This window comes from Providencia sp. LY12 (assembly GCF_057621555.1).
In genome coordinates this window covers 2,265,539-2,280,601 of sequence record NZ_CM172594.1, presented here as the reverse complement: position 1 = coordinate 2,280,601, position 15,063 = coordinate 2,265,539, and the positions used below count along the sequence as shown (strand labels likewise).

At 43.0% G+C, this 15,063-nt stretch carries 12 protein-coding genes, 1 pseudogene and 1 other annotated feature (1 of these 14 running past the window's edge); of the genes and pseudogenes, 4 read left to right on the top strand and 9 right to left on the bottom strand.

Translation table 11 applies throughout. The features are described 5' to 3' along the window. Window positions 1-29: 29 nt before the first annotated feature. A complete protein-coding gene (gene cls, locus ACY3ZI_RS10775) occupies window positions 30-1,490 on the bottom strand; it encodes a cardiolipin synthase (RefSeq protein WP_036956524.1) in 1,461 nt (486 codons plus the stop codon). Window positions 1,491-1,771: 281 nt separating this feature from the next. On the opposite strand from cls, the gene ACY3ZI_RS10770 reads away from it, so the two are divergent. Both ACY3ZI_RS10770 and ACY3ZI_RS10765 read left to right on the top strand, forming a co-directional pair. Next, the gene (locus ACY3ZI_RS10770; protein ID WP_132496008.1) at window positions 1,772-1,945 is read left to right on the top strand and encodes a YciY family protein; all 174 of its coding nucleotides are present in this window, start codon (window positions 1,772-1,774) and stop codon (window positions 1,943-1,945) included. A 125-nt stretch (window positions 1,946-2,070) separates the two neighbouring features. After that, a complete protein-coding gene (locus ACY3ZI_RS10765; RefSeq protein ID WP_036956526.1) occupies window positions 2,071-2,808 on the top strand; it encodes a TonB family protein in 738 nt (245 codons plus the stop codon). Window positions 2,809-2,871: 63 nt separating this feature from the next. Here the strand turns inward: ACY3ZI_RS10765 and yciA are convergent, their stop codons facing one another. Both yciA and ACY3ZI_RS10755 read right to left on the bottom strand, forming a co-directional pair. Next, window positions 2,872-3,297: an acyl-CoA thioester hydrolase YciA gene (yciA, locus tag ACY3ZI_RS10760; RefSeq protein ID WP_006658727.1), complete on the bottom strand. Its 426-nt coding sequence runs from the start codon at window positions 3,295-3,297 to the stop codon at window positions 2,872-2,874. Window positions 3,298-3,486: 189 nt separating this feature from the next. Next, window positions 3,487-4,047: a septation protein A gene (locus ACY3ZI_RS10755; protein WP_154603731.1), complete on the bottom strand. Its 561-nt coding sequence runs from the start codon at window positions 4,045-4,047 to the stop codon at window positions 3,487-3,489. Between the two features lie 267 nt (window positions 4,048-4,314). Here ACY3ZI_RS10755 and ACY3ZI_RS10750 point away from each other — a divergent pair, with 267 nt between their 5' ends. Continuing rightward, complete coding sequence (locus ACY3ZI_RS10750) at window positions 4,315-6,069, top strand: SulP family inorganic anion transporter (protein ID WP_487375149.1); 1,755 nt, start codon at window positions 4,315-4,317, stop codon at window positions 6,067-6,069. A gap of 104 nt (window positions 6,070-6,173) precedes the next feature. On the opposite strand, the gene ACY3ZI_RS10745 is transcribed toward ACY3ZI_RS10750, so the two are convergent. After that, on the bottom strand, window positions 6,174-6,929 hold the full coding sequence (locus ACY3ZI_RS10745) for a YciC family protein (RefSeq protein WP_211885705.1): 756 nt from the start codon (window positions 6,927-6,929) through the stop codon (window positions 6,174-6,176). 407 nt (window positions 6,930-7,336) lie between these two features. Here ACY3ZI_RS10745 and ompW point away from each other — a divergent pair, with 407 nt between their 5' ends. Next, the gene (gene ompW, locus ACY3ZI_RS10740; RefSeq protein ID WP_036956531.1) at window positions 7,337-7,984 is read left to right on the top strand and encodes an outer membrane protein OmpW; all 648 of its coding nucleotides are present in this window, start codon (window positions 7,337-7,339) and stop codon (window positions 7,982-7,984) included. A gap of 397 nt (window positions 7,985-8,381) precedes the next feature. Here the strand turns inward: ompW and trpA are convergent, their stop codons facing one another. From trpA to ACY3ZI_RS10715, 5 genes and pseudogenes are all read right to left on the bottom strand, one after another. After that, a complete protein-coding gene (gene trpA, locus ACY3ZI_RS10735; protein ID WP_487375148.1) occupies window positions 8,382-9,188 on the bottom strand; it encodes a tryptophan synthase subunit alpha in 807 nt (268 codons plus the stop codon). Continuing rightward, window positions 9,188-10,378, bottom strand: coding sequence for a tryptophan synthase subunit beta (gene trpB, locus ACY3ZI_RS10730; protein ID WP_154603735.1), 1,191 nt, complete (start codon window positions 10,376-10,378; stop codon window positions 9,188-9,190). The genes trpA and trpB overlap by 1 nt, the downstream gene beginning before the upstream one ends. 54 nt (window positions 10,379-10,432) lie before the next feature. Beyond that, entirely contained in the window at window positions 10,433-11,809 is a 1,377-nt protein-coding gene (trpCF, locus tag ACY3ZI_RS10725; RefSeq protein ID WP_487375147.1) for a bifunctional indole-3-glycerol-phosphate synthase TrpC/phosphoribosylanthranilate isomerase TrpF, read from the bottom strand. Window position 11,810: 1 nt separating this feature from the next. Further along, window positions 11,811-13,441: pseudogene (trpD, locus tag ACY3ZI_RS10720) on the bottom strand (bifunctional anthranilate synthase glutamate amidotransferase component TrpG/anthranilate phosphoribosyltransferase TrpD). Then, window positions 13,441-15,015, bottom strand: a complete 1,575-nt coding sequence (locus ACY3ZI_RS10715) for an anthranilate synthase component 1 (protein ID WP_487375146.1) — start codon at window positions 15,013-15,015, stop codon at window positions 13,441-13,443. Before ACY3ZI_RS10715 ends, trpD begins: the two are co-directional and overlap by 1 nt. A gap of 26 nt (window positions 15,016-15,041) precedes the next feature. Further along, window positions 15,042-15,063, bottom strand: a sequence feature (Trp leader region); it runs 80 nt beyond the window's last position.

The window sequence follows — 15,063 nt, the reverse complement described above, 5'->3', positions numbered from 1 at the left end:
TAACGGTTAAGCAATAGTAACTATTATGATCATAATAATGGGCTAAAGAAATAGCACAGACGCTCAATCACACGGTTCCAGAACGGGCGTTGTTCCCATTCTTCAATATCTAAGCGTGTGGAGCGAGCCATATAATCATACTGAACCAGCGTCAGATCGCTACCAAAACTTTTATCGTCAATCACGACTGTGATTTCAAAGTTCAGCCATAAGCTGCGCATATCTAAGTTCACTGAACCGACTAAGCTTAATTCCCCATCAACACAGACACTCTTGGTGTGCAGTAATCCATCTTCAAATTGATAGATTTTCACGCCAGCTTCCAGTAATTCCGTGTAAAAAGAGCGGCTTGCCCAGCGAACCAAGAAAGAATCATTATGGCGTGGCATGATGATACTGACATCAACGCCGCGCATCGCTGCGGTACAAATTGCATGCAGTAAATCATCACTTGGGACAAAGTATGGGGTCGTCATGATCAGCTGCTTACGAGCTGAGAACATCGCCGTCATTAATGATTGCTGAATAAGTTCTTCAGGGAACCCAGGACCTGATGCAATCATTTGGGTGGTATGTCCGTTATCTTGCTCGAACGGCATGATATTGCTATCTGGTGGTGGCGGTAAAATGCGTTGTCCGGTTTCCATCTCCCAGTCAAAGGCGTAAACAATCCCTAATGTGGTACTCACAGGGCCTTCCATACGGACTAAAATATCTACCCACTCACCGACCCCCGCATCTTGTTTAAAGTAGCGAGGATCCACCATGTTCATACTGCCGGTGTAAGAAATATAGTTATCAATCACAACGATTTTGCGATGCTGACGTAAATCCATACGGCGCAGGAAAAAACGCATAAGGTTTACTTTTAGAGATTCGACAAACTCAATCCCTGCGGCACGCATTTTATCGGGATAATCACTGCGGAAAAAATGCCAGCTTCCTGCGGAGTCCACCATAATGCGGCATTTAACACCACGTTTTGCCGCATTGAGAAGGGCTTCGGTGACTTCATCGACAAGCCCACCTGGCTGCCAAATATAGAACACCATTTCGATAGAGTTCTTGGCATTATTAATATCATTGGCAATGGCTTTTAGTGAGTCTTCGCTGGTGGTCAGTAATTGAATGCGATTGCCTTTGACGCCTGCAATACCTTGGCGTTTCTCACACAGTTGGAATAATGGCTCCGCAACGGGGCTGTTATCATTAGCAAAAATATGTTTGGAGAGGCGTAGATTTTCCAGCCAAGTGGCAACCGATGGCCACATTTGGTGGGCTTTATCGATACGACGTCGACCTAAATGGAGCTCACCAAATGCGGCATACGCGATGATCCCCACCAGAGGCAGGATATAAATGATCAGTAACCATGTCATCGCCGAAGTGACGGGGCGACGTGTGACGAGGATACGAACAGTAACCCCAGCAACAATTAACCAATACAGGAAAAACAGTAACCAACTCATTAAGGTGTAGACGGTTGCCATAATGGATAACAAGCCTCACTGACAGAGAGAAAAAGAGTCGAAAAAAGAAAATATGTCTTATTAAATATAGACTAAGAATAAACATACCAGAATTTAGTAAAAATTCTGAATAAAAACTGAGTTAAATAGATAAAAGTGCAATTAATGACAAATTCAATGAATCTACCTCTCTTTTACGGGGTAAATTTCATCAACACTTTGATAACTTCCACTTGGTTCTCGTGAGCAAAGGCATATAATATTTCGCTGTTACGAACATACACCTGATAAGGATTAAAAAGATGAGACGCAGTAGGCAAGAAGTGGGTCGCTGGAGAATGCTAAGACAAGTCGTTCGCCGCCGTCGCCGTTGGTTAGAAAGACACTCTCGCCGCAATATGCACATTTATTCGCTCCGCAAAATGGACATCTATAAACGCCGTCATTCCCTGTTATTTACACAGTGGATTGAGTAAGGGTATTCACGTTTATACTCACATTTTTAACTTTGTTCGCTAAACCTTATTGAATATGATTGCTATTTGCATTTAAACTATTAGCCATATTCAATAAGTAAAACGGTGTAGGGTAAAAATTGCATATGCGTGGTATCAGACTGTTAGTGATCATTGCTGTTTCATTATCAATTCATGCGGGCTTGGCAATGGCATGGATTTTTAATCAACCGAAATTTCCTCAACCTGAGGAGCCAATCTCGATAGCAATGCTTTCTTTTGCTGAACCAGCAGCCACTCCACCAGCTGAAACACAGGCAGAGCCAGAGCCTGTGGTTGAACCTGAACCTATCATTGAACCCGAGCCTATAGTTGAACCGGCGATAGTCTTACCTCAGAAAAAACCAGAAGTAAAAAAGAAACCTGAACCGAAGAAAGAACCTAAAAAAGAGCCGAAAAAAGTTCAAGAGCCCGTTAAACCGGTTGAAAAACAACTGGCGATGAACAAAACACCATCCACAAATACAGATACTACGCCAAAAGAAGTCACTAACACGCGCGGAACTGATACTAACGTCAAAAATAATGCAACAGCATCTAACCAATCCACTGGTCAGCGTGGTCCAAAAGCATTAAGTAAACAAGCGCCTGAATACCCAGATCGCGCTCGTCGCCTAGGGAAAAATGGTTATGTGAAAGTACGCTATGACATCGATGAAGATGGGCGAGTGCAAAATATTGAGTTTGTTGAAGCTTCACCTAAAGGGATGTTTGAGCGTGATGTGAAGCGTGCAATGAACCGTTGGAAATATGAAAAGCTACCAGCGAAAGGTTATACCACTGAAATTTACTTCAAAGTAGATGGCACAGTAAGCCAAGCTTAAATGCTAGGAAATATCGGGATCAAAAAAGGGCGCTTATGAAGCGCCCTTACTGTATATGAATGATTAAGCCTGAGGTTGTGAACTTTCTAATTCGAAATGTTGTTTATCTTCAGGTAACGCACGAGGCGTATTGTCATCATTGACCGCCACATAAGTAAATACCGCGTCAGTAGCTTGATAACGCTGACCTACAGGGTGGGTTGCCACTTTTTTCACCCACACTTCAATATTGATAGTGACGGAGCTTTTCCCTGTTTTTAAGCAGCGAGCATAACAACAAACAACATCACCAACAGCAACTGGTTTTTGAAATTTTATGCCATTGACTGCCACTGTTACTACGCGACCCAGAGCAATCTCTTTTGCTAAAATAGCGCCGCCAATATCCATTTGAGACATTAGCCAGCCACCAAAAATATCGCCATTCGCATTGGTATCTGAAGGCATTGCCAAAGTACGTAAAACGAGTTCACCGTTAGGTAATTGCATATCAAACTCTTTATTAAAAGGAATTAAACACTATGATTTTGTTGCTCATTTATAGCAAACAAACATAAGTATAGTAAACCGCTAGAGTACATCCAGTCACAGATAATTGTAACAAATCACTGTGATAGGCATAAAAAAGCTGCGAAAGTGCGCAGCTTATTTATCATCATAATATTTCGAAGAAATAAATTACTCTTCCGGCTTTTCCGCCTGAGGTTCTTTAGTCATGTGTTTGAAAATATATACCACGCTAAGGATAGTGAAAATTAAGGTGCCAGCCGTCAATCCAAACACTTTAAAGTTGACCCAAACACTCTCAGCCATCCAATAAGCCACGTAAATATTAATAACAGCGCAAGCAATAAAGAAAATACCCCAAGCGGTATTTAATTTTAACCAATAGCTGTCCGCTAACTTAATTTCTTGGTTGCTACCCAACATTCTTTGAATGAGCGGTTTTTCTGTAAACCATTGGCTCGCAAACAGAGCAATACCAAAAAGAGCATAAATAATGGTGACTTTCCATTTGATAAAGTCAGCGCTGTGAAATAACACCGTTAACCCTGCAAATACCATCACAATCGCACAGGTGATTTTTGCCACTCTTTCCACTTTTTTATAAATAAAGTAAGTGACCAATAAGGAAATCGGGGTGGTTATCAGTAATGATTGGCTAGCAACATAAATGTCGTATTGCTTATAAAAGAGAAAAAAGATAACCAAAGGAATAAAATCAATAAGTTGTTTCATAACAGTGGATTCAGATCCTTAACGTGAACATAGTCAGCTTAAATAGAGTCAATTCAAACAGAGTCAACTTAAACATAGTGGCGTAGTTTAACTGATTTTGCGCAGATTGTTAAAAGTTTGCTCTCTTTTACCAAGAATTAAGCCTGTAAACCAATCAAATTTGCACTATTTTACCCTTATTTGACTTAGTCCTAGATAAACTTTAATAGTTCGGATATAAATAGTCTACACAAGAAATTAACTGATTAATTTTTAGAGATTTTTTCCATGATAAAGGCGCGATTATTTAATCTGATGCCCGGTTTACAAACCTTTAGCCAATATCAGTTGGCGAACTTGGGACCGGATGTGAAAGCGGGGTTGTCGGTCGCCGCCGTGGCGCTGCCTGTGGCAATTGCTTATGCTGAACTCATGGGGATCAATGCCATTGTCGGGCTATATGCTTGTATTTTACCAATGCTGATGTATGCATTGTTTGGAACCTCTAAACAATTAATCATTGGACCGGATGCAGCAACCTGTGCGGTGATCGCCGCTGCCGTTGCACCCTTGGCGATGGGGGATGAAAACACCCGTTGGCAATTAATTATTGTGATGAGTTTAATGACGGGAATATGGTGCCTAATTGCGGCGCGCTTTCGTCTGGGGATGTTTGCTGATTTTCTATCAGGGCCGATTTTACAAGGGTTATTAAATGGCGTCGCACTGACCATTATTGTCAGCCAGTTAGGCAAAATTTTTGGTATTGACTCGCTGCCTTCTGGGTTTATCGAGCGTTTAGTAGCGCTACCGCTCGCACTACCTGAAACCCATATTCCGACATTAACGGTGGCGGTGTTAACCCTTACTGTGACGATGGTGATCAAACGGGTACGCAGCAAATGGCCATCACTGCTTATTGCGATGGTCTTGGCAACCAGCGCCAGTATTATCTTTAATCTTGAACAATATGGCATTAGCACCGTGGGTAATTTGGGTAATGGATTACCTTCAATAGCCGCTCCAGATTTTAACCCTGGCTTATTGCGGGATTTGGTAACGCCATCCTTAAACTTGGCAGTGATCAGCTTTGTGAGCTTTATGATGACGGCGCGGAGCTTTGCTAGCAAAAATGGTTATACCGTGGATGCTGATCAAGAGCTACGAGCCTTAGGCATGGCGAATATCGCTTCTGCATTATCTCAAGGGTTTGCTGTGAGTGCGGCCAGTAGCCGAACTGCTGTGAACGATATGATGGGCGGTAAAACACAGATGGTATCGGTCATTGCTGCGCTCACTATTTTGGTGGTGTTGCTGTTTTCAATGGATCTACTGGGTTATATTCCGATGCCCGCATTAGGTATGGTGTTGGTGGTCTCGACGTTTTCACTGATTAGTTTTCGCAGCATTTATGCAATGCGTAAACGTAACCGACAAGCCTTTTTCTTATGCGTTTTTACTTTATGCGCGGTGTTAGTGGTCGGCTTGATCAGCGGAGTGGGCTTTGCCGTGTTGTTAGGTTTGCTGCAATTTTTGCGGGTGATATTCCGCCCGACAGATCAGTTATTGGGTGTTGACGAGCAGGGTATGTTGCACTCAATGAACCCGGATAATGATATTCAGGCGGTTGAAGGCGTGCTGATTTATCGTTTTAACTCACCGCTGACCTATTTCAATGTGAACTATTTTAAAGATCGTTTAAATAAGCATATAGATAGCGAACGTAAACGTCCGGCGTGGGTTATTGTCGATGCGGCGGTCAGTTTTACCCATAACGACGTGAGCGTATTCTCTGCACTTAACGAGCTGGTGACGTCATTAAAAGCCAAAGGGGTAACGCTGGTGCTAGCTGGGCGACGAACATCCCTAAACCGTTGGTTATCACAAAATAAAATTAGTCGTTCTGATGATGATTTACTGGTGGTGCCAGATATCTATTTCGCTATCCGCTTGATCCAGAGTAAGCAGCATATTCAGCAAAAAAGTGTTGAAGAACGCAAGGAGAGCGAGGAAGGAACCGCTGATAGTAAGTTGTCAGAGTAATGGTATCGATAGGATTAAAAACAAAAGGGCGTCACTTTGAAGAGACGCCCTTTTTGATCATTAAATCTGTTTCTATTTATGCGTAATGCGTAATGCGTTATACGTTATGCGTTTTTGCTGCTCAGCATATATAAACGGAAAAAGTAAATTAAGGCAAAAGCGGCAATCATGTTGTTGATCAGGAATGAAATACCATTGACCACAATATGATTCAGTTGCAGGCTGCTTAACAGCATACTGACTAACATTTGCGTTGCCATCCAAATTAAAATCATTGGGGCAGCGATACGCCAATTGGCAAATGCCAGCTTCCAGCTTCTACCCATCGCATTAAATGGATTTACTTTTTCATTCATTAAAATGGCAGGGGCAAGAGAAAAGCCAATCGCCAAAATCAGACCAGGAAGCACCATCAAGGTGATACCCAGCTGAATTAATAAGGAACAGATAATCAGCAGCAGGAACATCGCAGGGGCTTTAGGTAATGATGAAACTAATGCTTGAGTTCCGTTCACGGCTTCACCGCGAGATAAATTGGCGATATAAGAGAGCACGCCGCACATCAGTACCAAACTTCCCAATGCTACGGATAAAATCAAGCCCATAGATACGCGCAGAATGCTGTTTTTCTCGTCTTCAGGTAAGCTCAGTACCCAATTTTGTAACCCGGCATTACCCGCTTCAAGTAGCTGGTTCTGCGCTTCAAGTAACACGCCGATCATCCGTTCATTAGGAATTAACATTGCGTAGACAATCACGCTGATTGCGGTGGCGATTAACACAATGGTGAAGAGGCCATTCAACTGGTTTTTAAAAAAGTTGATGCTGTCACGAAAGAGTGAGTTGGCCGAAATGGACATGTAACTGCTCCTATCTACAAACGGAATAAAAATTTGACGGTGATTGTAACTGAGTATCGGACGTATAGGTAGAGAAAGATAAGAAAAGTCTGGGAGTTAGCCTAAATAAGTGTGCTACACAATAAATGAGTGTATCACTATTAATAAAGAATAATCTTAAAGATGTATTTTAAATATATATTTAAATCGCGATTTAATTAGCCATTAATATAAAATCATTTTTTATTTTAATAGTTATTTCATGAAAATTGATTCAAATCAAAATAGAAAAAACCAGTAATGGAATAATAAACTCAGCTTTATTAAGAAATATATAAATTAGCAAAAGATGTGATCTTGATTTGAATATTAAATTTAAGAATAGGCTATATTTTTGCTAAATAATAAACATAGGAATGGGATTGACAATGAAAAAACTCACTGCGCTTGTATTGGCTGCTGCAACTTTAGCTCCAGCGGCTTCATTTGCTCATGAAGCTGGCGACTTTTTATTCCGTGCAGGTACAGCTACTGTAAGACCAAATGTTGGCGGGGACGATGTTAAACTGGGCAATGCGAATTTAGGTCATTTTGATGCAAATAATAATACCCAATTAGGTTTAACTTTCGGTTATATGATCACCGATAATATTGGTGTGGAATTATTAGCAGCGACTCCTTTTGAGCATAAAGTTGGTACTGGCCCAACAGGAAATATCGCAACAGTTAAACACTTACCACCAACTCTGATGGCTCAATATTACTTCGGTGGCAAAGAAGATAAACTGCGTCCTTATTTAGGTGCAGGTCTGAACTATACGTTCTTCTTTGATGAGAAATTTAATAGTACTGGTAAAGAAGCAGGCCTGTCTGACCTAGACCTGTCAAGCTCTTGGGGCTTTGCAGCGCAAGCAGGTATGGACTACATGCTTGATGAAAACTGGATGTTAAACGCCTCTGTTTGGTGGATGAATATCGATACTGACGTTAAATTCAAAGCAGGTGAAGACCGCGTTAAAGTTGATACTCGTTTAGACCCATTTGTATTTATGTTTGGTGTGGGTTACCGCTTCTAATTTCTTAAGGACTTCGGCAAGTTTATTCTTGCTCGCTAATGGATTAGAAAGCAGTAAAGAAATCCGGGAATTTACTCCCGGATTTTTCGTTTTTAGAGAATAAAGAATATAATAAGCAGAAAACTCAATGTTAAATCATTTATATTTTATTTAACATTAAATTCACAATGTCAAAAGAGACCAATAATCAGAGTGAAAATTTAAATTTATAATTAAATATCAAGATGGATATTTAAACTAAATTAGCCTGAGTAACTTTACCTAATATATTTTAAATATTATCCGTAAAGTGGAAATTTGACAGAAACCATTGAATGCATTAACGGCTATTTGAAATGAAAAAAGCCATCAAATTATTGATGGCTTTCTGACACAATGAAGAAAATAAATTAAGGTACTATTTTTGTGTGGCGGCTTTCATATTTGCCACAAACGTCGTTAATTTACTGAGCATTTCTTGTGGTTGTTGTAGGTTATTTTCAATGATTTTTACCACAGCAGAACCCGATATTGCCCCCGCAGCGCCATTACGAATCGCTTCAGTCACTTGAGCAGGCTCCGAAATACCAAATCCTTGAAGTGCAGGTGCTGCGCCATATTGGGTTAATTTGCTCACTAAATGAGTTAATGGCATTTGCGCTCGCTGCTCTGTACCAGTGACGCCTGCGCGAGAGAGTAAATACGTATAACCTTGGCTATGTTCTCCAATCTCTTTTAGCAGTGCGTCATCCCCATTTGGTGGACAAATAAAGATTGGGGCGATGCCGTGGGTGATGGCTGATTCACGGAACGGCTTTGATTCACGCATTGGCACATCGGCAACTAAAACGGAATCTACGCCAGCTTGTTGGCAACGTTGATAAAAATGGTCGATCCCATTGGTGAAAACCAAGTTAGCGTACACCAATAAGCCTATTGGCATATCGGGGTGTTTAGCTCGAATACGGGCTAACAACTCGAAACATAACGTCGGCGTGATATCGCTTTTAAAGGCGCGTAAATTGGCATTTTGAATTGTCGGACCATCCGCTAAAGGGTCAGAGAAGGGGATGCCAATCTCTAAGGCATCCGCACCACCGGCAATTAACGCATCGACAATTTTTAAAGAAAGCTCAGCATCAGGGTCACCTAGCGTGACAAAGGGAACAAAAGCGCCTTGGTTTTGTTGGTTTAAACGCTGAAAAAGTTGAGTATAACGCGTCATCAGATTTCCCCTTTGCTGGTCAAAATATCATGTACCGTAAAAATGTCTTTATCACCACGACCGGATAAATTGACAATTAACAACTGCTCTTTATTTGGATTTTGCTCTGCCATTTTGAGGGCATACGCCAATGCATGAGATGACTCTAATGCAGGAATAATCCCTTCTTTGCGTGACAGTAATTTAAAGGCGTTTAGCGCTTCATCATCGGTAATCGAAACATATTCAGCACGACCAATACTGTTTAAGTGCGCATGTTGAGGCCCCACTGATGGGAAATCTAACCCTGCTGAAATGGAGTAAGATTCTTCAATCTGCCCTTCAGAGGTTTGCATCATTGGGGATTTCATACCGAAATAAATCCCAACACGACCATGTTTTAACGGAGCGCCGTGTTGCCCTGATTCAATACCGTGACCGGCAGGTTCAACACCAATTAACCCGACGCTTTCTTCAGGGATAAATGAAGCGAACATACCGATAGCGTTCGAACCACCACCAATACAAGCGATCACCGCATCCGGTAGGCGACCTTCTTTGTCTAAAATTTGCTGTTTAGCTTCATCACCGATCATGCGCTGAAATTCACGCACAATAGTCGGATATGGGTGAGGACCTGCCGCAGTACCTAATAAATAGTGCGCGGTTTCATAACTGCCAGACCAGTCTCTTAGTGCTTCGTTACAAGCATCTTTTAAGGTTGCAGAGCCGCTATGGACAGGGATCACTTCAGCGCCCATTAGCTTCATACGAAACACGTTTGGAGATTGACGCTCAACGTCTTTTGCACCCATGTAAATACGGCACTTCATATTTAATAAGGCGCAAGCTAGGGCGGTAGCAACACCGTGCTGACCCGCACCCGTTTCAGCGATAATTTCATTTTTACCCATCCGTTTGGCGAGTAATGCTTGCCCCAACACCTGGTTGGTTTTGTGGGCGCCACCGTGGAGTAAATCTTCGCGCTTTAAATAAAGCTTAGTTTTGGTTCCTGCTGTCAGGTTGCGGCACAGAGTTAATGCGGTTGGACGACCCGCATAGTTTTTAAGTAGATCATGGAATTCCGTTAGGAACGCAGGATCATTTTGTGCGTCAATAAAGGCATCTTCTAGCTGGTTCAATGCTGGGATCAAAATTTCTGGGACATATTGCCCACCAAACTCACCGAAATAGGGATCTAATTTGCTCATTATTTATTATCCATTTTAAGTTTATATGTTCAGTATGATTAATATGGCTTTGCGCTAAATCGCCATACGGGCTGATTTCAATGCATCAAAGACTTGGTTTAATTTCTGTTCGGATTTAATACCCGGTTCGATTTCAATGCCAGAGTTAAAATCAAGCCCATTGCAGACGAGTTTTGCGGCTTGCAGGCAGTTTTCAGGGGTAAGTCCACCAGCCACCATCAGTTTGTGACCGCTATTTGTTGGTATTGATGACCAATCAAAGGTTTTTCCTGTACCGCCAGCGCCGTTATCTAATAGCAGCAAATCAATTAACGCAGGGTCATAATCGGCGATTTGGCTATCAGCCATATTCAGCGCTTTCCAAATATGGCAGTGAGCTGGCAACATTTCACGTAATTGTGCCATGTAGGTATTATCTTCATCGCCGTGGAGTTGAACTGCGTGCAACGCCAATTGTTGGGCAATATGCGCCACAAAATCCGCGGATTGATTACGGAAAACACCCACAAATTTAAGTGGCGCAGCATGAATAATCTGCCTTGCTTGTGACAGCGTCACTTTGCGAGGGGATTTTTCAGCAAAAATCAGTCCACCAAAGTTAGCCCCTGCGGCAAATGCGGCTTTAGCATCTTGTTCACGGGTTAAGCCACACACTTTATGCTCACCAATCAGCAAGTTACGCAGTGCTTGAGGTAAGTTTGCTTGCTCCATCAGGGCGCTACCAATTAAGAATCCGTTCGCGACATCTGCAAGACTTTGAATATGTTGATGTTGAAGAATACCTGACTCGCTGATCACCACGGTTCCTGCTGGTAAACGTGGCGCGAGCTGACGTGTACGATTTAAATCGATAGACATATCGCGCAGGTCGCGGTTGTTGATCCCAACCACTTTAGCTTTCAATTTTATCGCACGTTCCAGCTCTTCGTCGTTGCTCACTTCGGTGAGTACGCCCATGTTCAGTTGGTGTGCTACATCGGCAAGGGCAAGATATTGTTCATCATTCAATACGGACAGCATGAGTAAAATAGCATCCGCTTGGTAATAGCGAGCAAGGTAAATCTGATAAGGGTCAACGATAAAATCTTTGCACAGAACTGGCTGTTTAACGGTGTTACTGACAATCGTCAGGTAATCCATCTTCCCTTGGAAATATTTTTCGTCAGTCAAAACTGAAATGGCAGAAGCATAAGGGGCATACATGCCCGCAATCACCGCGGGGTCGAAATCTTCACGGATAAGCCCCTTCGATGGAGAGGCTTTTTTGCACTCTAAAATAAATACTGGGCGCTTCGCTTGTAGAGCTGAGTAAAAATTTCGTTGCGCAGGTTGCACTTCAGATTGAAAACTTGCCAGCGGTTGACGTTGTTTGCGCTCCGCTAAATAGGCAAATTTATCATCTACAATCTTTTGTAATACCGTGCCTTTCATCTTAGTGCTCCCTTGCAGCTAGTGCCAGAACGCGGTCAAATGCTTTGCCGCTACGAATAATATTGAGTGCGTGCTCGCTGTTTTCTTTTAAATCTTCGTAACCATTAATACGTAACAACATGGCGACGTTTGCGGCGACAGCCGCCTCATGAGCCGCTTGACCATGACCTTGTAATAATTGCGTCAGCAGAAAACGGTTTTCATCTGGGGTGCCGCCTTCCAAATCTTTCAATTGATAAGGCGCTAAGCCAAAATCTTCAGCTGTCAGAGTATATTGCTGAACTTCACCATTTTTTAATTCGGCAACATGGGTTGGTGCATGAAGTGAAACTTCATCCATCCCTCCACTATGTACCACAGCCGCACGGGTAAACCCAAGCATTTGCATGGTTTTTGCTACTGGCTCAACCAATGAATCCTGATAGACGCCCACTAACGCTAATGGTGGACGAGCGGGGTTAATTAATGGGCCCAGCACATTAAATAAAGTACGGGTTTTTAATTGGCTGCGTACAGGCGCGGCATGACGGAATCCACTGTGATATTGCGGCGCAAATAAGAAACATAAGCCTAACTCGTCTAACGCATCACGGGCACTTTGAGCGCTTAGATCTAAGGCAATGCCAAAGGCGGCGAGTAGATCCGATGAACCTGAACGACTGGAAACGCTGCGGTTGCCATGTTTTGCGACTTTTATCCCACATTCTGCCGCCACAAATGCGCTGGCAGTGGAAATATTAATACTGTTGGCGCCGTCTCCTCCTGTGCCGACAATATCACTGAATTGATAGTCAGGGCGTGGGAAAGGTTGGGCATTTTCTAAGCATGCCAATGCAGCACCGGCAATTTCTTGTGGTTGTTCGCCACGCATTTTCATGCTGATCAAGACGGCAGCAAGTTGGGGCTCAGTGAGTTCACCTTGAATAATCGCGTTAAATAAATATTGGCTCTCTTGTTGAGTTAACGCTTGCGCCTTAAATAATTTATCGTAAATGTTTTGCATGATTGGCTCTCTGTGTCCCATTAGTGCGAATGTGATGTTGTTTTGTTGGGGGAAGAAAGCGCCCATGCCACCGTATTTTCTAACAACAATTTTCCTTGGGTGGTTAAGATGGATTCGGGGTGAAACTGGAATCCACACACTCGCTGTTCATCATTGCGTACCGCCATGACCATGCCATTGGATTGTGCGCAAATCGTTAATGATTCAGGGATTTGGCTACCCACTAAAGAGTGATAACGAGCCACTGAAATAGGGTTTTCTAAGCCTGCAAACATGGCTTGTTCATCGTGGGTTGCCATTGAGGCTTTGCCATGTAAAATTTCACCCGCAGGGGAAACGGTTCCACCATAAGCTTCAACGATAGCTTGATGCCCTAAGCAGATGCCAATCACTGGAATGGTGCCTATTACTGACTTAAGTACTTCCGGCATACAGCCCGCGTCACTGGGTTTTCCTGGACCCGGTGAAAGGACTAAAATCGCATCATCGAGCTGATTCAGTACGGATAAAACATGCGCCGCATTAACGGTGTTGCGGTAGATCACTACGTGATGACCGCTGGCGCGTAATTGGTCGACCAAGTTGTAGGTGAAGGAGTCGACGTTATCGAGTAGTAAGATATTAGCCATTAAAATAACTCCTCAACTTGGTGGGCTTGGGCAATAGCGCGGATCACTGCGCGGGCTTTATTACGAGTTTCGTCGGCTTCACCTTGTGGAGAAGAGTCGAGGACAACGCCGCCGCCAGCTTGAACGGTAGCAATGCCATTTTCGACATATGCGGAACGAATAACGATGCAGGTATCAAAGTCGCCTTTACCATTAAAGTAACCCACTGCGCCGCCGTAGGAGCCTCTGCGCTCTTTTTCACATTCCGCGATCAGTTGCATGGCTTTGACTTTCGGCGCGCCTGTTAATGTCCCCATATTCATACAGGCTTGATACGCATGGAAAACATCTAAATCGCTGCGTAAAGTTCCCACAACATGGGAAACTAAGTGCATGACAAAAGAGTAGCGGTCAACTTTGGTCAGGTTGGCAACATAACGGCTACCAGCTTCACAAATTCGTGCTAAATCATTACGAGCTAAGTCCACCAACATAATGTGTTCTGCCAGCTCTTTTTCATCGGTACGCATGGCTAATTCAATACGGCTATCTAAATCTAAGTCGATGTTTCCTTGCGCATTGCGTCCACGAGGGCGGGTACCTGCAATTGGGTAGATTTCAACCACACGAGTTTGTTTGCTGTATTTCAAGGCGCTCTCTGGTGAAGCGCCAAACAGGGTGAAATCGTTGTCTTGCATATAGAACATGTACGGACTTGGGTTTTGCGCCTTAAGTTTTTGATAGGCAATCAGCGGTTGAGCACATGGCATACTGAATTTGCGTGATGGGACGACTTGGAAAATATCCCCGCGGTAGATAGCTTCTTTTAAGGTATTGACGACACGGCCATATTCTTCATCGTTTTTATTGATTGTGACGCTGAAGTTGTCTTGTTCACCCAGAGGTAATGCGGGTAAGTAAGGGCGGCACGCAACGATAATTTCGCTGTGACGCTGCTGTACTTGCGCGACAATGTGGGTGTCTGCGGTAAATAATAGGCTTTTTAAACGTGCGGCTTGGTTTTGATGGTCTATCACTAAATAGTGTTCTGCGACAAAAAAACAGAAATCCGGGCATTGGTTTGTGGCTGCGACTTCCGGTAATGCTTCAAAATTTGCCACTAAGTCATAGGCAAATAATCCGCCCATAAACAGGATTTCTGGTCTTGGGAAATGGGCTTGTGCAAGTGCTGGTAATGCGCGTAATACATCCAAGCATGAAGCACTTTTTAAACGGCTATCTTCATCTAATTGGCTTTCTGGTTGAGCAAAGGTGACAGTCAGATGGTTTGTGGTTAAATCGCGAGAAATCGCTTTCTCGGCTAATTGTAGATTAATTAAAGGTAATAGGGCTTGACCATTTTCAGTTAACGCTTCAATTTCAACTCGTTGACCAAATGCACGGATGCGTAATGCGCTGTCGATGATTAATAAGCTTTGTAAATTGGCTTTGTTGTTGACTTCAGCCGACTCTAACAGCATGGTAGCGGCTTTATTCTGGCACAGGTGATTAAATAACAACGTAGGATCCGGTTGATAGTTAATTGGGCTATCCAGATGATTAAAATGTGCTAATGTGGTGTTTTGTTTGTTCATTTTGCTGCCTTAAGCTAATTTTAGACGTAAAAAAACCCGCTGGTTGAG